Here is a 21,710-nt window from a genome sequence, read left to right on the forward strand (position 1 = left end):
ACCTGTTTACTGTGTGTTCGAATCCGATGCGTCATCGACTTCAAACCAGGGCGCACGGGCAGTCATGATCAGTGCCGCTGCGCGCGCTTCGTCCAACTCCTCGATATCGACCAGATCGTCGACAGACTGCTCGGCGAGATCTTCCATGGTAACGATGCCGCGACTGGCCAGAATGAAGGCCAGGTGGCGCTCCATGCCATCCATCTCCAGCAGATCTGCTGCTGGCTGGGCACCGTCTAGCGCTTCTTCCGTGGCAATGGCCATCGTCAGCAGCTCGTCTTTCGCACGTGCACGAAGCGCTTCGACTAAATCTTCATCGAACTCTTCGATTTCGAGCATCTCTTCCATCGGCACGTAGGCGACTTCTTCCAGGGTAGTGAACCCCTCATCCACCAACAGGCGAGCGACATCTTCATCCACATCGAGGTGCTGGATAAAAGAGTCCACCAGGYTATCAATCTCTTGATCGCGCTTAGACTCCGCTTCCTCTTCGGTCATGACATTAATGCGCCAGCCGGTAAGTTCAGAAGCCAAACGCACGTTCTGACCGCTCCGACCAATCGCCTGAGCAAGGTTATCCTGCGCCACGGCCACATCCATTGCGTGGGCATCCTCGTCCACAAGGATAGACCCAACATCGGCAGGTGCCATGGCGTTAATCACCAACTGGGCGGGATTGTCATCCCACAGCACGATATCAACGCGTTCGTTTTGCAGCTCCGAAGAGACCGCTTGAACGCGTGAACCGCGCATACCCACACAGGCACCGACCGGGTCGATGCGGCGATCATTGGTTTTTACCGCAATTTTGGCCCGTGAACCGGGGTCACGCGCAGCACCTTTGATCTCAATCAACTGCTCTGCGATCTCTGGCACTTCAATTTTGAACAGCTCGATGATCAGCTCGGGGCACGTCCGCGATAGCTGAAGCTGGGCACCGCGTGCGTCTGGGTCTACCTTGACCAACAGGGCACGTACCCGCTCGTTCATGCGGTAACGCTCACCGTGAATCATTTCATTGCGCGGCAAAAACGCCTCAGCGTTTTCGCCCAAATCAATGATCAGGCCGTCGCGAGTGGTCTTTTTAACGATGCCCGCTACCAGTTCGCCTTCGCGATCAGCATATTGGCGCACCACTTCTGCCCGCTCAGCTTCACGTACTTTCTGTACGATCACCTGCTTAGCGGTTTGCGCCGCAATACGACCGAACGACGCATTTTCGATGCTTTTTTCCACCACATCGCCTAATTTAAGCGGCGGATCACGCTGCTCGGCGATGCTTTCTTTGATTTCGTAGTCGGGCGTTTCGAATTCGTCATCTTCGACGACCGTCCAGGTGCGGAACGTTTCATATTCCCCAGTACGACGGTCAATATGCACGCGCACATTGGCTTCTTCTTTTTCAAAACGCTTACGTGACGCGCTCGCAAGAGCGGCTTCGACCGCTTCGAAGATGACATCACGCGGGACGCCCTTCTCATTGGAGATCGCGTCAACGACCATTAAAATTTCTTTACTCATGCGTATGCCTCGCCAGAAAACCTATCCTTATGTGCATCACCCCGGCAGCCTGCCGGCAGCGCCGCCACCCGGTCAATCGTCGAACTGCGGTACAATGTGAGCAGAATCAATACTCTCAATTGGAAAGCAGTACTCTTCGCCATCCAGTTGTAGCAGCACTTCATCCCCCTCAACACCGACCAAAAGCCCTTGATACTTGCGCCGCCCGTCAAAGGCAGTGCGCAGTTTCAGCGCGACGTGATGACCTTGAAAGCGGGTAAACTGATCCAGGGAATACAAGGGACGTGCCATGCCTGGCGAGGAGACTTCCAACCGATACTCACCGGCAATGGGGTCTTCTACATCCATAACAGCACTGACTTGGCGGCTAATATCTGCGCAGTCTTCCACGCTAACGCCACTTTCGCGCTCAATATAGATCACCAGCCGCGAATTTTTGCCCTGGGAAAGATGGTCGATGCCCCATAGTTCAAAGCCCATGGCAGCAACAACAGGTTCGATCAGCGCGTGAAGCGCAGCGTGTTTAGTGGCCACAGACAAAGCTCCTATAGCCGTTGCATCAGGCACCTGGCCAGGAGTTATTAGAAAAGCTAGGTGGCTGATTGGCGTTACTCGGGAATGTGTCTCCGCTTATCCGGACGACATCCGCTATTAAGATATTCTTGCTACTCAAAAGCTGCTAACAAAAAGCCCCTTCACTGGAAGGGGCTTTTTAAAAGAAACCTTGTGTACCATTTCTTAAGTACTACTTCCAGTACCGTCTTAGCAACATGTAACAGGCTAAGCCTAGCATGACCGTTATTTTTCAATATATCTTAAAAATAACAAGCCAACACATGCCACTAGAAAATGGTAGCGGGGACCGGATTTGAACCGATGACCTTCGGGTTATGAGCCCGACGAGCTACCAGACTGCTCCACCCCGCATCAATCTAGGTCGACGATAATAGACACTAAAGCCACTTACGTCAAGAACTACTTGCTTCAAGAACGACTTACTGAAAAAAGCCACCTACTTAAAGCTGTTTTTTCGCCTCAGCTGCCAACGCTGGCCTACTGGTAACAAAAGAACATTCTGGGAAGCTGGCAAGCCAGCAAAACAGATGGTGCCGAAGGCGGGACTTGAACCCGCACGACCATACGGTCACTACCCCCTCAAGATAGCGTGTCTACCAATTCCACCACTTCGGCATCAGGGGAGGCTAAAGAAACTCTTTCTGTCTAAACAACGAGCACTACTTACTCGCTGCTTTCCTCTAGCACTGGCGCGGCATTATCCACGTCCGCAGGCCTGTCGTCAAGCGTTGGAACGCTTTGCTGCTGCTCGATCAGGCGCGAATCGGGAATACCCGCTTCTGGCGCCTGACCCGCTTGGGTAGCAAAGTAAGCTAGCGCCATTGAAGTGGCGAAGAAGCCCGCCGCCAAAATGCCGGTGGTGCGCGACAAAAAGTTACCGCTGCCCCGTGAACCAAACACGGTCTGTGATGCACCACCCCCGAAAGCCGCGCCGGCTTCGGCACCTTTACCCTGCTGAAGCAGGATGAGTACCACCAGGGCGACCGCAATCACCACATGAATCATAAGAATTGCAACTTGCATGGCGTTATCCTGCTGACTGACAAATGGCATAAAAATCATCGATCTTGAGTGAGGCTCCGCCCACTAGACCGCCGTCGATATCTGGCTGAGCGAGCAGCTCAGCCGCATTGCTTGCGTTCATACTGCCGCCGTAAAGCAAACGCAGTTGCTCGGCGAGCCCCTTATCGAAACCCGCCTGGTAGGCACGAATGCCTGCCATAACGTCCTGGGCCTGCTCAGGGCTAGCCGTACGGCCAGTGCCAATTGCCCAAACGGGCTCATAGGCAATAACAACCTGCTTGCGCTGATCAGGCTCTAAGCGGGACATGACATACCCCACTTGACGAAGCACCACTTCCATCGTGCGGCCTGCGTCACGCTCTTCTAGAGACTCACCCACACAGAGAATTGGCTTGAGCTCGACACTTAAGGCTGCCAAAAGACGCGCGAAAATTTGCTCATCGCTCTCTTTATAGAGCTGGCGTCGCTCGGAGTGCCCCACCAATACATAAGAGACCGCAAACTCTTTTAGCATACGGCCACTGACTTCACCGGTATGCGCCCCGGAGTGAATAGGGTTCAACGTTTGCGCGCCTAATGACAGCACCGTACCTTCAAACGCATGGCGCGCCGCATCCAAATAGGGGAACGGCGGAATAACCACGACATCCACGTTGGTTGGCGATACGGCGGCGGAGAAGGCCTGGCCGAATTCGTTAATCAGCGCCACGGAACCGTTCATTTTCCAGTTACCGGCAATTAAAGGCGTACGCATCGACTCTCCTCACTCAAGGTGGAGCGAAATGGTATAGGAGCGGCCTTGTCAAGACAACCGCTGTTATAACCACAAGCTGGGTTTACTAAACCAGTTTGCTGAACCGGTTTGCTTTCCCGGTTAGTTGAACACATTTAATTAAGTAGCGCCTGAACCTGACTGGCCAAGCCACGCGCCAATTGATCGACATCTAAATGGGCGCGCCCTTCCACCATCACACGAATGAGCGGCTCAGTCCCTGATGGGCGTAGCAACACTCGGCCCTCATCCCCTAACTCATGCTCTAGCGCCGCTACCGCCTGCTGAAGTGGTGCAGATGCCATGACGTCTTTGGCGCGGGTATCGGCGGGCAAGCGCACATTGACCAGTGCCTGGGGCACTTTTTCCAGCTCTTTTAACAGTGTCGGCAGGCTCTTCTGCTCGCGCATCATCAAGGCCAACACCTGCAGCGCGGAAACGATCCCATCCCCCGTGGTCTGCACATGCCCACATACAATATGCCCAGACGACTCACCACCCAGCTCCCAGCCATTGGCGGCCATGCGCTCCATCACAAAGCGGTCGCCCMCTTTAGCGCGCTCAAAGGGAATCCCCAGCTTATCAAGCGCCATCGACAAGCCAAAGTTGGACATCAGCGTGCCCACTACGCCGCCTTGCAGCAACCCACGCTCGTGGCGATCGCGGGCAATCAGATAGAGAATATCGTCGCCGTCGACTTCGCGGCCATCGCCGTCTACCAGCAGCACGCGGTCACCATCGCCGTCAAAGGCGATTCCTAAATCAGCATTTTGCTGGATCACCGCAGCACGCAGCGCGGCGGGATGGGTTGAGCCCACCTGCTGGTTAATATTTAACCCATCCGGCGAGGCGCCAATGGTGGTAACGTCAGCTCCCAGCYCGCGAAACACATTGGGTGCGATATGGTAAGTAGCGCCGTGAGCACAATCCAGCACGATTTTGAGGCCATGCAGACTAAGCCGATCAGGCAGTGTCGATTTGCAAAACTCGATGTAACGGCCTGCAGCGTCATCAATACGGGKTGCTTTACCCAACTGGGCAGCTTCCGCGGTGGTCAGCGGCGCCTCTAGCATCGTCTCGATACGGTCTTCTGTCTCATCGGGGAGTTTCTTGCCCTCGGCAGAGAAAAACTTGATGCCGTTATCGTCAAACGGGTTATGCGATGCCGAGATGACAATCCCCGCGTCGGCACGGAAGGTGCGCGTTAAGTAGGCAATTCCTGGCGTGGGCATGGGTCCCAGCAGGGATACATCGACACCCGCCGCGGAAAGCCCTGCCTCTAAGGCGGATTCAAACATATAGCCAGAGATCCGGGTATCTTTGCCGATCAGCACCCGCGTTCGCCCTTTATCCCGGCGCAGCACCTGACCCGCCGCCCAACCCAGCTTGAGCATAAAATCAGCCGTAATGGGTGATTTACCCACCGTGCCGCGGATGCCATCCGTCCCGAAATAGCGTCTTGTCATGCGTCAAACTCCTTGTTTAGCGGCGGCTCGCAGCCTTCTTGTAGTACCGCCCACGCCATATTGACTGCATCAACCGTGGCAGCCACATCATGCACACGCAGAATATTCGCGCCACGCTCCACCGCCATGGCAGCGAGCGCTAAACCACCGCAGAGGCGCTCCTCCACCGGACGGCCCAGCACCTTGCCAATCATGCTTTTGCGTGACATACCCMCCAGCAAGGGAAGCTCCAGTGCTTGTAGCGTTTGCATATATTTGAGTAAGCGTAGATTGTGTTCAACGGTTTTGCCGAAGCCAAAGCCGGGGTCAATCAAGAGACGATTGCGGCGCAGACCGGCCGCCTCGCACTCGGCCACCCGGCGCGCCAGATAGTCCGCCACCTCTTCTTCGATGGGGCGCTGATAGGCGGGCGATTGCTGCATATCCTGCGGCTCACCCTGGCGATGCATCAGGCAAACAGGCAGGCCACTGCCCACCGCGGCCAACAGCGCGCCTTCCCGTTCAAGGGCGCGCACATCGTTAATCATTCCAGCCCCCAGCTCACTCGCCTCGCGTATGACGGTCGGGCAGCTCGTATCGACCGACACCAACGCATCCAGCTCGCGCACCAGGACTTCCACCACCGGCGCCACTCGATCCAACTCTTCTTGCGGGCTGACCGGGGTAGCCCCTGGACGGGTCGATTCGCCGCCCACGTCAATCATCGCCGCCCCTTCGGCCAGCATCCGTTCACCGTGGCGCAAAGCATCATCCAATGCCACGTGCTGCCCACCATCGGAAAAAGAGTCCGGCGTCACATTGAGAATGCCCATCACCCGGGGAAAGGAGAGATCCAGCAGATGACGCCCACAGCGCAGTTGGAAAGCATTGTCAGCGTTTTGCGTAGAGGACGTGTCCAGAATTGATTTCATGCTGCAGCCTGGTCAAGAAAAGAAACATTGCAGTGCTATGTACATAGCATATCAAAAAAGGCGCCCCTTGACGGGGCGCCTTCGGCTCATACGAGGGGTGAACTATCTAGTCATTCACTAGGGGCCTGCAGGGCCGCCTAGCGGGTCTGAAGGGCGGCGACGCGGCTCGTCGTCATCCTCTTCACCATTGTCTCCAGAATCACCGCCTCCAGAAGCATCACCATCTGAAGCGTTGGAAGAAGCGTCGTCTTCGGCCTTCACCTGGGGCTTGTCATCGTTGACAGGCGTACCGCCACCGGATGAGTCACCGTCGTCCCAGCCTTCCGGCGGACGCGGATCACGACCTTCCATGATGTCCTTCAACTGCGTGGCATCAATGGTCTCGTACTTCATCAAGGCCTCGGCCATGGCATCCAGCTTATCGCGATTATCGGTCAGGATTTGGCGTGCCTGCTCGTAGCAATCGTCGATGATTTTGCGGACTTCCTTATCAAGGCGCGTAGTGGTGTCGCCCGACTTCATCTTACCGCCACCCTGACCCGGACCGCCGAGGAACTGATGAGACTCATCCTCGTCGTACATGATCGGGCCCATTTCGTCCGACAAGCCCCACTTAGCAACCATGTTGTGAGCCAGCTCAGTAGCACGCTTGATGTCGTTGGAGGCACCCGTGGTCACGCCGTTCGGGCCTAACGTCATCTCTTCGGCAATACGGCCACCAAACAGCGAGCAGATTTGCCCCAGAATTTGCTGACGAGAGAGGCTGTAGCGATCCTCTTCCGGCAGGAACATCGTGACACCCAGCGCACGACCCCGCGGGATAATCGTTACCTTGTAAACCGGGTCATGAGAAGGCACGACCAAACCGATAATGGCGTGACCCGACTCATGGTAAGCCGTGTTGAGCTTCTCTTTGTCGGTCATGACCATCGATTTGCGCTCAGCGCCCATCATGATCTTATCCTTCGCCAGCTCAAGCTCTTCCATGCTGACCAGGCGCTTATTGCGACGGGCTGCAAACAATGCCGATTCGTTAACCAGATTGGCCAAATCAGCACCGGAGAAGCCTGGCGTACCGCGCGCAATCAACTGCGGCTTTACGTCATCCGCCAGCGGCACTTTGCGCAAGTGAACGCCCAAAATGTGCTCGCGACCACGAATATCTGGCAAGCCAACCGTGACCTGGCGGTCAAAACGGCCCGGACGCATCAACGCTGGGTCGAGTACGTCAGGACGGTTGGTCGCGGCGATAACAATGACGCCTTCGTTGGCTTCAAAGCCATCCATCTCGACCAGTAGTTGGTTCAACGTCTGTTCGCGCTCGTCGTTACCACCACCCATACCGGTGCCACGCGAGCGACCCACGGCGTCAATCTCATCGATAAAGATAATGCACGGCGCCTGCTTCTTGGCCTGTTCGAACATGTCGCGCACACGGGATGCACCGACACCAACAAACATTTCAACGAAATCAGAACCGGAAATCGAGAAGAACGGCACTTTAGCTTCGCCCGCAATCGACTTGGCCAACAGCGTTTTACCGGTACCCGGCGGACCCACCATCAAGACGCCGCGGGGGATGGTGCCACCCAAGCGCTGAAATTTGGTTGGGTCGCGCAGGAAGTCGACCAGCTCTTCGACTTCTTCCTTGGCCTCATCACAGCCCGCCACGTCGGCAAAGGTTGTTTTGATCTGATCTTGAGAGAGTAGCTTGGCCTTCGATTTACCAAAGCTCATCGGGCCGCCTTTACCACCACCGGCTCCGCCCTGCATTTGGCGCATGAAGAACATGAAGATGCCCAAAATCAGCAGAATCGGGAAGCTGGCGATCAGCAGCCGCGTCCAGATACTTTGCTGTTCTGGCTCTTTGCCCACTACCGTCACATTGTTGCTCAACAGATCGTCCATCAGCTTCGGATCTTCCGCCGAGGGGCGGATCGTCTGAAACTGAGAGCCATCCGAGCGCTCACCCGTGATGGTGTAGCCATCAATGGTCACGCTACGCACCTGTTGATTTTGCACCTGCTGCACAAACTGGGAATAGTTTGTGTTTTGCGGTGCACTTTCGGTACTGAAATTGTTGAACACTGTCAGTAGGACGGCCGCGATGACCAACCACAGAATCAGGTTCTTCGCCATATCGTTCAAGGGGCTACCCTCATTACAAGAATCTGTCAGTTAAAGCCTGCTGCTTAATAATTCCTTTTACTAGGACATTACATCAGCATCAAGCGTTCAACCATTGCCAAAGCGTCTTATGCCTCGGGCCATCTGTGTCACGCGCACTTATGGCGACTAATGTGACACACGTTGCGCTTGCCTGTCTGGCAATCGCGATGATAAATCTTGGCTATGAACCACGCGGTCAATATCTAACCACACGGACGTTCTATGTCGCGAATAGCTATTTTTGAATAACTACCCACGAAACCCCTCTGCCAGAAAATAGACTTCACGGGAGCGTGCCCGCGAGGCATCCGGCTTACGAGTCACCACTTTGCTAAAGCTGCCACGCAACTCTTTCAAGTAGGCGTCAAACCCTTCCCCCTGGAATACTTTAGCTAAAAATCGACCACCAGGTGACAACGTTTCGCGCGCGAGTTCTAACGCAAGCTCCACTAAATACATCGCCTGAGGCTGATCAATCGCCGCCATACCACTCATATTGGGGGCCATATCCGACATCACAAGGTCTACACGGCGATTATCCAGGCGTTTTAGTATCGCCTCCAGCACCGCCTCCTCAGTGAAATCGCCCTGGATAAAGTCCACGCCGGCCAGCGCATCCATCTCTAGAATATCAGAGGCAATGACCACACCTTCTGGACCCACCCGCTCCGCAGCGATTTGACTCCACCCGCCAGGCGCTGCGCCCAGATCAATCACCGTCATACCCGGACGCAGCAGTTTATCCTTTTCATCCAACTCGATCAGCTTATAGCTAGCGCGGGAGCGGTAGCCATCTTGCCAGCTCTGCTTCACGTACTGGTCGTCGAAATGCTCCTTCTTCCAGTTATTGCTGGTCTTGCTGACGGAATGTTTTCGATTTGGGGGCTTTTGCTGCATGTAGGAATCTAACACTGGAATAAGAGATGGGCGCATTCACGCGATCGCTTTCACTCGGTGTCGTTTCACCGTAAGATGGAGCGTTAAGCGCTAACCGGGATACCGCAAGATACCATGAGCTTGTCACAGGCACAAAAGAAAGCATTTCGTAGCATTGGCCACCATCTTAATCCAGTGGTCACCGTTTCTGAGAACGGCGTCTCCGAAAATTTGCTCGCAGAACTTAACCGCGCACTCACCGATCACGAACTGATCAAAGTGAAACTCGCCCTTCCTGAGCGTGATGATCGCGCTGCCATCATCGCCGAACTGGTTGCTAACAGCCGTGCCGACCTTGTGCAAACCATTGGCAAAATGGCGCTACTGTACCGCAGAAACCCAAAGGTGAACCCGAAGCTTTCTAATGTTACCCGCTTTGAGAACCACCACGGCCGGTATTAACCGCACGCTGTTGCACTAAAACGCCCCTTCAACCGACTTAATGCAGGTCAATTGAAGGGGCGTTTTTTTATCACACGTACTCGACGCTACCTATTTCGTACTCGACGTCACCACCGGGGGTTTTGACCACCACGACATCACCCTCTTCTTTGCCAATTAAGGCACGGGCAATGGGGGAGGTAACCGAGATTCGCCCGGCTTTGATATCTGCTTCGTCTTCCCCGACGATGCGATACGTCACTTCTGCATCGTTTTCCAGGTTTATCAACGACACAGTGACACCAAAAATCACTTTGCCGGTTTTCGGCAACTTAGTGACATCAATCACCTGCGCGACGGAGAGTTTGCCTTCGATCTCCTGAATACGCCCTTCGATAAACCCTTGCTGCTCGCGAGCAGCGTGGTACTCAGCGTTCTCTTTTAGATCGCCGTGCTCACGCGCTTCGGCGATGGCCGCGATCACCTGCGGACGCGCTTCGCCTTTGAGATGATTCAACTCTTCGCGAAGACTTTTTTCTCCCGCAACCGTCATCGGGACCTTGTTCATTGACTTGCTCCTGCATGCAGATCCTGAAGGCGCCGCACCGTAATCTCCCTACCGTACTCAAGCGCCATGCAAACAGCATTAGCGCCCGCCAAGGTGGTCGCATAGGGCACCTTGCGCGCGAGAGCAGTACGGCGAATGACCGAAGAGTCGTTAATAGCCTGACGACCTTCAGTAGTGTTCACAATGTAGGCGATTTCGTCGTTCTTAAGCAGATCGACGATATGGGGACGACCTTCGTAGACTTTATTGACGCGCTCCACAGCGAGCCCGGCAGCTTCCAAAGCAGCTGCTGTTCCCTGTGTTGCACATAGCGTAAAGCCCAATGCTAACAGAGAACGACCCACTTCGATAATCCCTGCCTTGTCGGGTTCGCGTACAGAAAGAAACGCCTTACGCTCGCCGGTCAGCCCAGGGATCGCCTCGCCTGCCCCCAGCTGCGCCTTGAAGAAAGCTTCTGCAAAGGTGTCGCCAGAGCCCATCACTTCGCCGGTCGACTTCATTTCCGGCGAGAGAATCGGGTCAACCCCCTGGAATTTATTGAACGGGAACACCGCCTCTTTAACACTATAGAAGTGCGGCACGATTTCGCGCTCAAAGCCCTGCTCAGCCAGGGTTTTACCGGCCATGCAGCGGGCCGCAATCTGCGCCAGCGAGGTACCAATGCACTTGGACACAAAAGGCACGGTACGCGAAGCGCGCGGATTGACTTCAATGACGTAAATCTCGCCATCCTGCCAGGCAAGCTGCACGTTCATTAGGCCTTTAACGCCCAGCTCAACCGCCATCTGCTTAACCTGATGGCGCATTTCGTCCTGCACATCAGCGGGCAGCGAGTAAGGCGGCAGCGCACAGGCGGAGTCGCCGGAGTGAACGCCCGCTTGCTCTACGTGCTGCATGATGCCGCCGATCACTACCTGCTGACCATCCGACACCGCATCGATATCGATCTCGATCGCGGCACTCAAAAAGTGATCCAGCAGCACCGGTGAGTCGTTGGAGACTTTCACCGCGTGGGTCATGTAATTCTCAAGCTCGGAGGCGTCGTAGACGATCTCCATAGCCCGGCCACCCAGCACGTAGCTGGGGCGCACCACCAGCGGGTAGCCAATCGCCTCAGCTTTATCGAACGCTTCGGCAAAGCTACGCGCCGTGGCATTGGGCGGCTGCTTCAAGCCCAGCTTGTCGATCATCACCTGGAAGCGCTCACGATCTTCAGCGCGGTCGATAGCGTCCGGCGTGGTGCCAATGATCGGCACACCGGCTGCCTCTAGCTCGCGGGCCAGCTTTAGCGGCGTTTGGCCACCGAACTGAACGATCACGCCCACCGGCTTCTCTTTGTCAGCGATTTCGAGCACGTCTTCCAGCGTTACCGGCTCAAAATAGAGGCGATCAGAGGTGTCGTAGTCGGTAGAGACGGTTTCCGGGTTGCAGTTGACCATGATGGTTTCATAGCCGTCGTCGCGCATGGCGAAGGCAGCGTGAACGCAGCAGTAGTCAAACTCGATACCCTGGCCGATACGGTTGGGGCCACCACCCAGCACCATAATTTTCTGGCGGTCAGAGACATCCGCCTCGCACTCCTCTTCATAGGTGGAGTACATATAGGCGGTGTCTGAGGCAAACTCCGCGGCACAGGTATCAACGCGCTTATAAACCGGGCGAATACCAGCGGCCTGACGGGTTTCACGGAACGCTTTTTCGCTAATGCTAAGTAGCTTGGCCAGACGCGCATCGCCAAAGCCTTTGCGCTTGAGCTGATAGATCTCACGGGCAGAGAAGTCGGGCAATGAGCGCTTGGCGACGGCGTTTTCCGTCAGCACTAAATCTTCCAGCTGAACCAGGAACCAAGGATCAATATTGGTTAGCGCAAACACCTCATCAACGCTCATGCCCGAACGCATGGCATCAGCGATGTAGAAAATACGCTCGGCGCCCGCAGCCTGGAGCTCGCCCTGGATAATCGCCATATTGTCTGGCGTGAAATCGGTAATGATCGGATCGAGACCATCGTTACCGGTTTCCAGGCCGCGCAACGCCTTCTGCAGCGACTCTTGGAAAGTACGCCCAATCGCCATCACCTCGCCCACCGACTTCATCTGGGTGGTCAGGCGATCGTTGGCCTGGGGGAATTTCTCGAAGGTGAAGCGCGGAATTTTGGTAACCACGTAATCGATAGACGGCTCGAACGACGCCGGGGTACGCCCACCGGTAATATCGTTCTGCAGCTCATCCAGGGTATAGCCCACAGCCAGCTTGGCGGCGATTTTAGCGATCGGAAAACCAGTCGCCTTGGAGGCCAGCGCCGAGGAGCGCGATACCCGCGGGTTCATTTCGATAACGACTAAACGGCCAGTTTTGGGATCCATACCGAACTGGACGTTGGAGCCACCGGTCTCCACACCAATCTCGCGCAGAACCGCGAGGCTGGCGTCACGCATGATCTGATACTCTTTATCAGTCAGCGTTTGCGCCGGGGCCACGGTGATGGAGTCACCGGTGTGCACCCCCATGGGGTCGAAGTTTTCAATCGCGCAGACGATGATGCAGTTGTCGTTTTTATCGCGCACAACTTCCATCTCGTACTCTTTCCAACCCAGCAGCGACTCATCGATCAGCAGCTCGTGGTTGTTGGAGAGCTCAAACCCGCGGGTACAGATCTCTTCAAACTCTTCCTTGTTGTACGCCACACCGCCGCCGGAGCCGCCCATGGTGTAGGAAGGACGAATAATGGTCGGAAAACCCAGTTCAGCCTGGATCTCCCAAGCCTCATCCATGGTGTGCGCCACTTTCGCTTTCGGGCATTCCAAACCAATGCGCTTCATGGCCTGATCGAACAGGTCGCGGTCTTCGGCCATGTTAATCGCATCGGCGTTGGCACCGATCATCTCCACGCCGTACTTCTCCAGCACGCCGTGCTTTTCAAGCTCGAGGGCGCAGTTCAGCGCCGTCTGGCCGCCCATCGTCGGCAGGATAGCGTCGGGACGCTCSGCCTCGATGATCTTCTCTACCGTCTGCCAGGTAATCGGTTCGATATAAGTGGCATCGGCCATGGCCGGGKCGGTCATGATGGTGGCGGGGTTGGAGTTAACCAACACAACCCGGTAACCCTCTTCACGCAGCGCTTTACACGCCTGGGCGCCAGAGTAGTCAAATTCGCAGGCCTGGCCGATCACAATCGGGCCAGCGCCAATGATCAAAATAGTGTTGATGTCGGTACGCTTAGGCATAACGGTTCCCGCAAAAAATGGTGACGATGAGCGACAAAAGACGGCGATACAGGGCTGAGCGCGTTAGCGACGCGTCTGCATCATTGCAACAAAGCGATCAAACAGCGGCGCCACGTCACGCGGGCCGGGGCTCGCTTCCGGGTGGCCTTGAAAGCTGAACGCCGGTCGGTCGGTGAGCTCGATCCCTTGCAAAGTGCCGTCGAACAGCGAGCGGTGCGTGGCACGAACGTTGGCCGGCAACGTTGCTTCATCCGCCGCAAAGCCGTGGTTCTGGCTGGTGATCATCACCGTGCCGGTATCCAGATCCTGCACTGGGTGGTTGGCACCGTGGTGGCCGTGGCTCATTTTGACCGTCTTCGCACCGGAAGCGAGCGCCAGCAGTTGATGGCCCAAGCAGATACCGAATACCGGAATATCGGTTTTCAGCACCTCTTGAATCGCCTTGATGGCGTAGTCACAGGGCTCTGGGTCGCCTGGGCCGTTGGCCAGGAAAACGCCATCCGGGTTCATCGCCAGCACCTCAGCAGCAGGCGTTTGCGCGGGCACTACCGTCAAACGGCAGCCGCGCGCGGCCAGCATGCGCAGAATGTTGAACTTCACCCCGTAGTCGTACGCCACCACGTGGTAGGGGCGCTCGCTTTTAGACGCATCTGCATAGCCTTCACCTAGCGTCCATTCGCCTTCTGACCACTCGTAGGACTCCTTACACGACACCTCTTTGGCCAGATCCATCCCCTTCAGGCCAGGGAAAGCCTTGGCGGCTTCCAGCGCCCGCGCCACTGCATCTTCGCCTTCGGCATCAGCGCCCGCCAAAATCGCCCCGTTCTGCGCACCTTTGTCACGCAAAATACGCGTTAGGCGGCGGGTGTCGATATCGGCAATGCCCAGCACGTTCTGGCTTTTCAGGTAGTCCGACAGCGACTGCTCAGAACGGAAGCTGCTGGCCATCAGCGGCAAATCGCGAATCACCAAGCCCGCGGCGGCAATCGACGCTGATTCGACGTCCTCGGCGTTAACGCCGGTATTGCCAATATGGGGATAAGTGAGGGTCACGATCTGGCGGGTGTAGGAGGGGTCAGTAAGGATTTCTTGATAACCGGTCATGGCCGTATTGAATACCACCTCGCCGCTGGTTAATCCGTCCGCGCCAATGGCGATGCCGTGGAACACACTGCCATCTTCCAGGGCCAGTATTGCGGGTTTGCTCAATGCGGGGTTATTCAAAACAAGTCCTCCCATGCTGGTGGGAGCCTGTGGGGCGCAGGCTCAGCAATTTCTTGATTAATCCACGGCCTCATCATCAAACGATTCGTTATCAATAATGAGGTCGTAAAAAAGCGGGACGAAGCCGATAAAAAAGAATCGGTTTCATCCCGCTTGTTGTTCGATGCCTTCTGAGCCGCTGGCACAACCTAAAACTGGCTAGCGGACTCGGGGCAGGCTTTGGGCTGGCCAACGCAACAAGCGCGCCGTCTAAGGTCTGTAAGTCAGAGCTTCTAAGCCACCCGGCCAAAATTTTTGAAATGTTACAGGAATTCTTGGCCTAAGACTACCCCTTAATGACCGGGCTGTTCTAGCATGAGTGATCGCTTAATCCAGACCCAACACATCCTGCATATCGTAACGGCCGTTCTCTTTACCCGCGACCCAGCGCGCAGCGCGTACAGCACCTTTGGCAAAGGTCATGCGGCTGGAGGCTTTATGGGTGATTTCGATGCGCTCGCCTTCGGTGGCAAACATCACCGTGTGTTCGCCAACGATATCCCCCGCACGCACGGTGGCAAAACCGATCTCTTTATCGCTGCGCGGGCCGCACTGCCCTACTCGTTCGAACACGCCGTGCTCTTTCAGGTTACGGCCCAGGCTATCGGCGATGACTTCGCCCATTTTGATCGCGGTGCCGGAAGGCGCATCAACCTTATGGCGGTGGTGGGACTCGATCACTTCAATATCGTAGCCTTCATCGCCCAACGCTTTGGCAGCGGTTTCAAGCAGCTTCAGGGTTAAATTAACCCCGACGCTCATATTGGGCGCGAACACCATGGCCACCTTATCGCGGTAGCTATCAAGCTGGGCCAGCTCATCATCGCTCATACCGGTAGTGCCAATCACAATACGCTTACCGTGCTCAGCGCAGAACGCCAGATTACCCAGCGTGACCTGCGGAGCAGTGAAGTCGATCAACACATCAAAGTCATCGACAATCGACGCCAGGGAATCTACTGCGACAACGCCGCGCTTACCTACCCCGGCAAGTTCGCCAATGTCAGCGCCCGATAAGGAGCTGCCTGGCTCCACAATCCCACCGGCTAGCGTCGCCTCAGCCTCTTGCTCTACAGCATTTACCAACGTCCGGCCCATGCGGCCAGCCACGCCTACAATGGCAATTCGGGTCATGCGAACTCCTGCGCTCTGCGTTTCGGTGCATAAGATTTATGTTTTCAAAATCAGCGCGATTATAGCAGACCCGTCGTGGTCTAGTTTTCCCAAACAATCGCCAGCTCTTCATCACCGGCCATACGCATAAGGTGGCGCTCGACTACCCCCTCCAATTCATCCAGATGCTCCTCTTCGAGGGTTTCCAGGGCTACTACCAATTTATCCGATTCAGCGACCATTAAGCAGGTGCCGGTGGCAAAGGTAATGGTAGCTTGCTGATCACTCTGCTCGACCTCCAACTTATGCGCCCAGTGTTTGCACAGGCGATTGATTAAATGCTCGGCGGAAGGCGTGGCAATTTCAACACGAGATAAAGGCATAGCGGCCTCTCCATAAATGTAAGTACTTGCTAACTAAAAAAGCTACAACAACACAATTGCCGTTTAGAGCCCAATACGCGAAGCCGTCGCCGAAGAATAAATGGCAAAAACAAAGCGTAGCATGTGAACCATTCAGCGCGGCACCCCAGTGATGCCGCCTAAACGCTAATCAGTTACAATAGCAATTGCATCTCTGTGCTATCAAAGCGTTACTGCGCATCAGTGACGCCAGACCTGTTAATCAATATTGACCAACGAGTTTAAAAAATGCTCAGTTCTCCGCGCTTAAAAATCCTGTTTGGTACGCTTATCAGCTTTGCTTGCGGCGCCACTGCTATGGCTGACGCTATCACTGTTACCGATGTCGCTGGCCGCGAAATCTCTCTGGACGCCCCTGCCGAGCGGGTTATTTTAGGTGAAGGGCGGCAAATTTATCTGCTTGGGCTACTCGAACCGGAAGACCCTTTTGCCCATGTGGTCGGTTGGCGCGAAGACTTTTCTCAGGCGGACCCTGATAACTATGCCCGCTATCTAGAGCGCTTCCCAGAGATTGAAGCAATCCCCACCTTTGGCGGCTTTAAAGACGGCACCTTCGATGTAGAGCAGGCCGCCGCGCTGAACCCTGATGTGGTGCTGATGAACATCGAAGCTAAAGCCGCCACAGAAGACGCCGCCTACGACGACAAGTTGGCACAACTCGGCATTCCGATCATCTATGTGGATTTTCGTGAAGATCCGCTTGAGAACACCATCCCCTCCATGCGCATCATTGGCCAGATCATGGACGATGAAGCCGCGGCCGAAGCGTTTATCGAGTTTGCCGAGGCACAGCTGGCACGGGTAACCGACGTCATCGCCGAGGCCAATCCAGAGCGCCCCAGCGTGTTTATTGACCGGGCAGGCGGCTACTCCGACGAGTGCTGCATGAGCTTTGGCCCTGCCAACTTTGGCGATTATGTCACTCTGGCGGGCGGCCACAACATTGCTGAGAGGATTATTCCTAACAGCTTCGGCAACCTGAACCCTGAGCAGATTATTGCCGCCAACCCCGACCATGTGGTTGTTACCGGCGGCAACTGGGATGCCTACGTACCTGGCGGCGACTGGGTGGGTGTAGGGCCTGGTGCAGATATGCAAAGCGCTCACGCCAAGCTGGAAGCGCTGACCGAGCGCACCGCGATGACCGGCATTAAGGCCGTTGAATCTGGCAATTTCCACGCCATTTGGCACCAGTTTTACAACAGCCCCTACTACTTCGTGGCCGTGCAGCAGTTAGCCAAGTGGCTACACCCTGAGCTCTTTGCCGACCTAGACCCGGAAGCCACCATGGAAGAACTGCACGAACGCTTCCTGCCCATCGGCTATGAGCCCGGCTACTGGATATCGCTCCATGACGACTGATACGAGGATAACGGAAACGGAGGTCACAGAGCGCCTTTCACAGGGTCGCGCCTTCTACCATAGCCAGGTGTTCCGCCGCCAACTGATATTGGCGGCACTGGTGTTAGCGCTGTTTTTTAGCCTCTGCGTTGATCTGGCCCTCGGCCCCGCCCGCTACAGCCTGGGCGAAGTCATCGCGGCGCTATTCACGCCGGGCAGCGTTAGCCAGCAGGCGCGGGTGATTGTCTGGGAAATCCGCATGCCGGTGGCGCTGATGGCGCTCGTAGTGGGCGCCAGCCTGTCGGTGGCCGGGGCCCAGATGCAGACCATTCTGAGCAACCCTCTCGCTAGCCCGTTTACCCTGGGGATTTCCGCCGGGGCCAGTTTTGGTGCCGCTTTGGGTCTCGCCTTCGGGGTGGCGCTGGTGCCTGCCGCCATTGAGTTTGTGGTACCCATCAACGCCTTTGTAATGGCCATGTTCACCGCGTTTTTAATTCATGCCTTAAGCCTAAAGCGCGGCGTAACGGTAGAGACCATTGTGCTGCTCGGCATCGCCATGGTGTTTATCTTCAACTCATTGATGGCACTGATTCAGTTCTTTGCCAGCCAAGAGGCGGTATCCGCGGTAGTCTTCTGGACCATGGGCAGCTTGACCAAAGCGACCTGGCCCAAGTTCTGGATCGCCCTTAGCATTCTCGCTTTGTCGATGCCGCTGCTTGCCCGGCACGGCTGGGCGCTGACTGCTATGCGCCTGGGCGATGCCAAAGCCGAAAGCATGGGCGTCAATCCCCGCGCGCTGCGCTTGGAAGTGCTGGTACTGGTGTCGCTACTCGCTGCTATCGCGGTAGCGTTTGTAGGCACCATTGGGTTTATTGGCTTGGTGGGGCCGCATATTGCGCGCATTTTGCTGGGTGAAGATCAGCGCTTCTTCCTKCCCGGTTCGGCACTGTGCGGCGCGCTCATCCTCTCCGTTGGCTCAGTTATCTCCAAGATCATTATCCCCGGCACTATCATCCCCATTGGCATCATCACTTCGCTGGTGGGCATTCCCTTCTTTCTATTTCTAGTGCTTAACCACAAGAAGGCCTCATGGTAACGCTACAACTGAACCGCGTATCCGCCCGCTATGGGCGGCGCCCTATTCTGCAAGAGATCACCACACCCTGCTTTCAAGGCGGGCAAGTCGTCGCGCTACTGGGCCCTAATGCAGCGGGTAAGTCGACGCTTTTTAGGCGCGTGTTAGGACTATTGAAAGGCGAAGGCGAGGTGATCATCAGCGGCACCAGCGCCGAGCGCCCAGTGGGCTATATGCCCCAGGACACCGGCGCCAAAGCGGTGCTCACGGTGTATGAATCGGTGCTTTTGGCGCGCATGCAGGGGCGTGGATTAAAAGTGCAGCCTGAGGATTTAGCCCAAGTGGATCGGGCGTTGGACGAGCTGGCGATCACGGCCCTTGGCGAGCGCGATATTGGTGACCTTAGCGGCGGCCAGCGCCAGTTGGTAAGCGCTGCCCAGGCCCTGGTGCAAGAGCCTGAGATTCTGATGCTGGACGAGCCCACTTCAGCACTCGACCTTAACCGGCAAATTAGTCTGTTGACGGTGCTGCGCCGGTTGGCCGACCAGCGCCAGATGCTGATTCTGGTGGCACTCCACGACCTGGGGCATGCGCTACGTTTCGCCGATGCCKCCATGCTGCTGGAAAATGGCCGCCTGATTGCCTGCGGCCCCACCGCTGAAGTGATTACGCCAGCACTGTTGCAGCAAGTATATAAAGTCACGGCCCGAATTGAGCCGTGCTCGAAAGGCCAGCCGCAGCTTATCGTCGAAGCAGCCATTTAGCCGTTAACCTAAGCCGTCGCCCTTCCATCGCCGCTAGCGCTACCCCGCTTAACATCAGCGGTAGCGCTAGCAGGAAACCACTGGAGACCGGTATGCCAAACAACACCCAGTCGGCGAGCACAGGCCACACCAGGGCAATATATTCAAAAGGCGCCAACCGCGACGCCTCGGCGTAGCGCAGCGCTAATGTCATCGCGATGTGGGCGGCGCCGCCAAACAGGCCCGAGAGCACCAACAGGGCAAACTCCGCCTGTGTGAGCGCGGCCCAACCCAGCGGGAGCGKGGCAAGCCCAGCCAGTGCTGCCACCACAATAAAGTAGAAGGCGATGGAGGCAGCACTCTCGGTGCGCGAAATACGTCTCACGGTCAGTAGCGCCCCCGCGGTTAACAGCGCACCCAGCGCTCCTAACGCGTACCCGGTTATTTGCCCATTGCTGGAACTGGCATTGAGCCCAGGCAAGATCAGCACTGCCACTCCAGCAATCGCCAATATTATGCCGCCAGCGCGGTAGAGCGAGAAACGCTCCCCCAACAGCAATATGCCACCTATCGCCATAAACACCGGTGTTAGCTGGGCTAATAGTGTCGCCTCGGCAACGGGTAGCAGTGCCACCGCCGCAAAGGAGGCAAACATCGCCGCCGCCCCCATCCCCGAGCGTAACGCATGCCCCAAGGGGCGCCGCGTAGCCAACCCCTGGGGGAACTCCCGCCGCAGCAACAGAAAAATCACGATAGGCAGCAGCGCAAACAATGAGCGAAAAAACACCGACTGCCCCACCGGCACTGCGTCGCTCACGGCTTTAATGCACACCAGCATGCCGGTAAACAGAGCGCCTGAGAGCACCCGGAGCAAGATGCCCTTTGTGGGCCTTTCCTGAAGGTTATCCATTGCGCGCAGCATCCCCAAACAGCAAAAACCCCCGGCGAACCGAGGGTTTTTGAACCAAACAACTAATTATTTACCATTATTGCAGCTTTACGGCTTCATATCTTCAAAGAAGCTCTTCACGCTGTCGAAGAAACCAGTCTTCTTCGGCGAGTGGTTGTGGCTGTTGCTGTCGTCGAAGCTCTGTTGCAGCTGGCGCAGTAGGTCGCGCTGCTCGTCGTTKAGCTTGACGGGGGTTTCCACCACTACCTTGCACAGCAGGTCGCCGGGCATGCCACCGCGCACGGGCTTGACGCCTTTACCGCGCAGGCGGAACAGCTTGCCGGTTTGGGTTTCCGGCGGAATCTTCAGCTTCACGCGGCCATCTAGCGTGGGCACTTCAAGCTCGCCACCTAGCGCTGCATCGACGAAGTTGATCGGCACATCGCACTGCAGGTGCTTACCATCACGCTGGAAGATATGGTGCGGCTTGATCGCCACCTGAACGTACAGATCCCCAGGCGGGCCACCGTTCACACCGCTTTCGCCTTCACCATTCAAGCGAATGCGATCGCCGGTATCCACGCCGGGCGGAATCTTGACGGACAGCGTGCGCGTCTCGCGTACGCGCCCTTCGCCATTACACTTATGGCACGGCACTTTAATGTGCTGGCCAGAGCCATGACAGGTTGGGCACGTTTGCTGCACGGCGAAAAAGCCCTGCTGCATACGCACTTGACCGTGACCGTGACAGGTCGGGCAGGTCTCTTTCGAGGAGCCTGGCTCGGCGCCACCGCCATCGCAGCGATCACACTCGATATGCCGCGGCACGCGGATATCGACTGTGGTGCCTGCAACGGCGTTCTCTAGATCCAGCTCTAGGTTATAGCGCAGGTCGGAGCCGCGTGCCGGGGCATTGGGCCCACGGCGACGACCACCGCCTCCGCCAAAAATATCGCCAAACACATCGCCGAAAATGTCGCTGAAATCGCCGGCACCTGCGCCGCCGAAACCACCGCCGCCACCTTGGCCATCAACGCCCGCATGGCCGAACTGGTCATAGGCAGCGCGCTTTTCGCCGTCGCTGAGCACTTCATACGCTTCGGACACTTCACGGAATTTTTCCGCTGAGGTTTTATCGTCCGGGTTTCGATCAGGGTGGAATTTTTGCGCCAGACGGCGGTAGGCCTTCTTGATCTCTTTCTGATCGGCCCCTTTTTCGACACCCAGGACTTCGTAATAATCGCGTTTGGACATAGGCCCTACGCCTCCTGGTTAGCTACGCACTCAACTGCACATTTAGGCGATACACATTTA

19 protein-coding genes and 2 tRNA genes are annotated in these 21,710 nt (G+C 56.3%); 4 read left to right on the forward strand and 17 right to left on the reverse strand.

All coding sequences use genetic code 11. The annotated features are described in order from the left end of the window. Positions 1-6: 6 nt before the first annotated feature. From nusA to rlmE, 10 genes are all read right to left on the reverse strand, one after another. Positions 7-1,521 carry a transcription termination factor NusA gene (nusA, locus tag HALO_RS20955; protein ID WP_050713978.1) on the reverse strand — a complete coding sequence of 505 codons (1,515 nt, stop codon included), beginning with the start codon at positions 1,519-1,521 and terminating at the stop codon, positions 7-9. A gap of 72 nt (positions 1,522-1,593) precedes the next feature. Continuing rightward, on the reverse strand, positions 1,594-2,055 hold the full coding sequence (gene rimP / locus HALO_RS20960) for a ribosome maturation factor RimP (RefSeq protein WP_007111828.1): 462 nt from the start codon (positions 2,053-2,055) through the stop codon (positions 1,594-1,596). 316 nt (positions 2,056-2,371) lie between these two features. Continuing rightward, positions 2,372-2,448: transfer RNA gene (locus HALO_RS20965), tRNA-Met, on the reverse strand. A gap of 177 nt (positions 2,449-2,625) precedes the next feature. Further along, a tRNA-Leu gene (locus tag HALO_RS20970) sits at positions 2,626-2,712 on the reverse strand. Between the two features lie 48 nt (positions 2,713-2,760). After that, positions 2,761-3,120, reverse strand: a complete 360-nt coding sequence (secG, locus tag HALO_RS20975) for a preprotein translocase subunit SecG (protein ID WP_035582950.1) — start codon at positions 3,118-3,120, stop codon at positions 2,761-2,763. 4 nt (positions 3,121-3,124) lie between these two features. Then, positions 3,125-3,874, reverse strand: a complete 750-nt coding sequence (tpiA, locus tag HALO_RS20980; protein ID WP_035582946.1) for a triose-phosphate isomerase — start codon at positions 3,872-3,874, stop codon at positions 3,125-3,127. Positions 3,875-4,008: 134 nt separating this feature from the next. Then, positions 4,009-5,358, reverse strand: a complete 1,350-nt coding sequence (gene glmM, locus HALO_RS20985) for a phosphoglucosamine mutase (protein WP_050713979.1) — start codon at positions 5,356-5,358, stop codon at positions 4,009-4,011. After that, on the reverse strand, positions 5,355-6,269 hold the full coding sequence (gene folP / locus HALO_RS20990; RefSeq protein WP_050713980.1) for a dihydropteroate synthase: 915 nt from the start codon (positions 6,267-6,269) through the stop codon (positions 5,355-5,357). Before folP ends, glmM begins: the two co-directional genes overlap by 4 nt. A 117-nt stretch (positions 6,270-6,386) precedes the next feature. Further along, entirely contained in the window at positions 6,387-8,417 is a 2,031-nt protein-coding gene (ftsH, locus tag HALO_RS20995) for an ATP-dependent zinc metalloprotease FtsH (RefSeq protein ID WP_035582942.1), read from the reverse strand. Positions 8,418-8,687: 270 nt separating this feature from the next. Beyond that, positions 8,688-9,335, reverse strand: a complete 648-nt coding sequence (gene rlmE / locus HALO_RS21000) for a 23S rRNA (uridine(2552)-2'-O)-methyltransferase RlmE (RefSeq protein WP_035582941.1) — start codon at positions 9,333-9,335, stop codon at positions 8,688-8,690. A gap of 114 nt (positions 9,336-9,449) precedes the next feature. Between rlmE and yhbY the strand changes: the two genes are divergently transcribed. After that, entirely contained in the window at positions 9,450-9,776 is a 327-nt protein-coding gene (yhbY, locus tag HALO_RS21005) for a ribosome assembly RNA-binding protein YhbY (RefSeq protein ID WP_035582940.1), read from the forward strand. 70 nt (positions 9,777-9,846) lie between these two features. On the opposite strand, the gene greA is transcribed toward yhbY, so the two are convergent. The 5 genes from greA to HALO_RS21030 form a co-directional block, all read right to left on the reverse strand. Next, positions 9,847-10,323, reverse strand: a complete 477-nt coding sequence (greA, locus tag HALO_RS21010) for a transcription elongation factor GreA (protein ID WP_035582939.1) — start codon at positions 10,321-10,323, stop codon at positions 9,847-9,849. After that, on the reverse strand, positions 10,320-13,550 hold the full coding sequence (carB, locus tag HALO_RS21015; protein ID WP_050713981.1) for a carbamoyl-phosphate synthase large subunit: 3,231 nt from the start codon (positions 13,548-13,550) through the stop codon (positions 10,320-10,322). Before carB ends, greA begins: the two co-directional genes overlap by 4 nt. 63 nt (positions 13,551-13,613) lie before the next feature. After that, positions 13,614-14,759 carry a glutamine-hydrolyzing carbamoyl-phosphate synthase small subunit gene (gene carA / locus HALO_RS21020; RefSeq protein ID WP_197672020.1) on the reverse strand — a complete coding sequence of 382 codons (1,146 nt, stop codon included), beginning with the start codon at positions 14,757-14,759 and terminating at the stop codon, positions 13,614-13,616. 381 nt (positions 14,760-15,140) lie between these two features. Continuing rightward, positions 15,141-15,947, reverse strand: a complete 807-nt coding sequence (gene dapB, locus HALO_RS21025) for a 4-hydroxy-tetrahydrodipicolinate reductase (protein WP_035582932.1) — start codon at positions 15,945-15,947, stop codon at positions 15,141-15,143. 80 nt (positions 15,948-16,027) lie between these two features. After that, positions 16,028-16,309, reverse strand: a complete 282-nt coding sequence (locus HALO_RS21030; RefSeq protein ID WP_035582930.1) for a DUF2218 domain-containing protein — start codon at positions 16,307-16,309, stop codon at positions 16,028-16,030. Positions 16,310-16,576: 267 nt separating this feature from the next. Here HALO_RS21030 and HALO_RS21035 point away from each other — a divergent pair, with 267 nt between their 5' ends. The 3 genes from HALO_RS21035 to HALO_RS21045 are packed head-to-tail and all read left to right on the forward strand — an operon-like array spanning position 16,577 to position 19,528. Beyond that, positions 16,577-17,710: an ABC transporter substrate-binding protein gene (locus HALO_RS21035; protein ID WP_035582927.1), complete on the forward strand. Its 1,134-nt coding sequence runs from the start codon at positions 16,577-16,579 to the stop codon at positions 17,708-17,710. Continuing rightward, positions 17,700-18,785, forward strand: a complete 1,086-nt coding sequence (locus HALO_RS21040; RefSeq protein WP_035539352.1) for a FecCD family ABC transporter permease — start codon at positions 17,700-17,702, stop codon at positions 18,783-18,785. The genes HALO_RS21035 and HALO_RS21040 overlap by 11 nt, the downstream gene beginning before the upstream one ends. Then, on the forward strand, positions 18,779-19,528 hold the full coding sequence (locus HALO_RS21045) for an ABC transporter ATP-binding protein (protein WP_050713982.1): 750 nt from the start codon (positions 18,779-18,781) through the stop codon (positions 19,526-19,528). Before HALO_RS21040 ends, HALO_RS21045 begins: the two co-directional genes overlap by 7 nt. Here HALO_RS21045 and HALO_RS21050 read toward each other — a convergent pair. Continuing rightward, complete coding sequence (locus HALO_RS21050) at positions 19,506-20,417, reverse strand: DMT family transporter (protein ID WP_050713983.1); 912 nt, start codon at positions 20,415-20,417, stop codon at positions 19,506-19,508. The two genes, HALO_RS21045 and HALO_RS21050, sit on opposite strands and share 23 nt — an antisense overlap. 87 nt (positions 20,418-20,504) lie before the next feature. Then, positions 20,505-21,650 carry a molecular chaperone DnaJ gene (dnaJ, locus tag HALO_RS21055; protein WP_027958236.1) on the reverse strand — a complete coding sequence of 382 codons (1,146 nt, stop codon included), beginning with the start codon at positions 21,648-21,650 and terminating at the stop codon, positions 20,505-20,507. Positions 21,651-21,710 lie beyond the last annotated feature (60 nt).

The organism is Halomonas sp. R57-5 (assembly GCF_900070345.1).
Lineage (GTDB): Bacteria > Pseudomonadota > Gammaproteobacteria > Pseudomonadales > Halomonadaceae > Vreelandella > Vreelandella ventosae_B.

Excerpts from the sequence above, each read along its gene's own strand:
- tpiA (WP_035582946.1), bottom strand. The coding sequence starts at position 3,874 with ATGCGTACGCCTTTAATTGCCGGTAACTGGAAAATGAACGGTTCCGTG.
- HALO_RS21030 (WP_035582930.1), bottom strand. The coding sequence starts at position 16,309 with ATGCCTTTATCTCGTGTTGAAATTGCCACGCCTTCCGCCGAGCATTTA.
- HALO_RS21035 (WP_035582927.1), top strand. The coding sequence starts at position 16,577 with ATGCTCAGTTCTCCGCGCTTAAAAATCCTGTTTGGTACGCTTATCAGC.
- secG (WP_035582950.1), bottom strand. The coding sequence starts at position 3,120 with ATGCAAGTTGCAATTCTTATGATTCATGTGGTGATTGCGGTCGCCCTG.
- dapB (WP_035582932.1), bottom strand. The coding sequence starts at position 15,947 with ATGACCCGAATTGCCATTGTAGGCGTGGCTGGCCGCATGGGCCGGACG.
- rlmE (WP_035582941.1), bottom strand. The coding sequence starts at position 9,335 with ATGCAGCAAAAGCCCCCAAATCGAAAACATTCCGTCAGCAAGACCAGC.
- greA (WP_035582939.1), bottom strand. The coding sequence starts at position 10,323 with ATGAACAAGGTCCCGATGACGGTTGCGGGAGAAAAAAGTCTTCGCGAA.
- yhbY (WP_035582940.1), top strand. The coding sequence starts at position 9,450 with ATGAGCTTGTCACAGGCACAAAAGAAAGCATTTCGTAGCATTGGCCAC.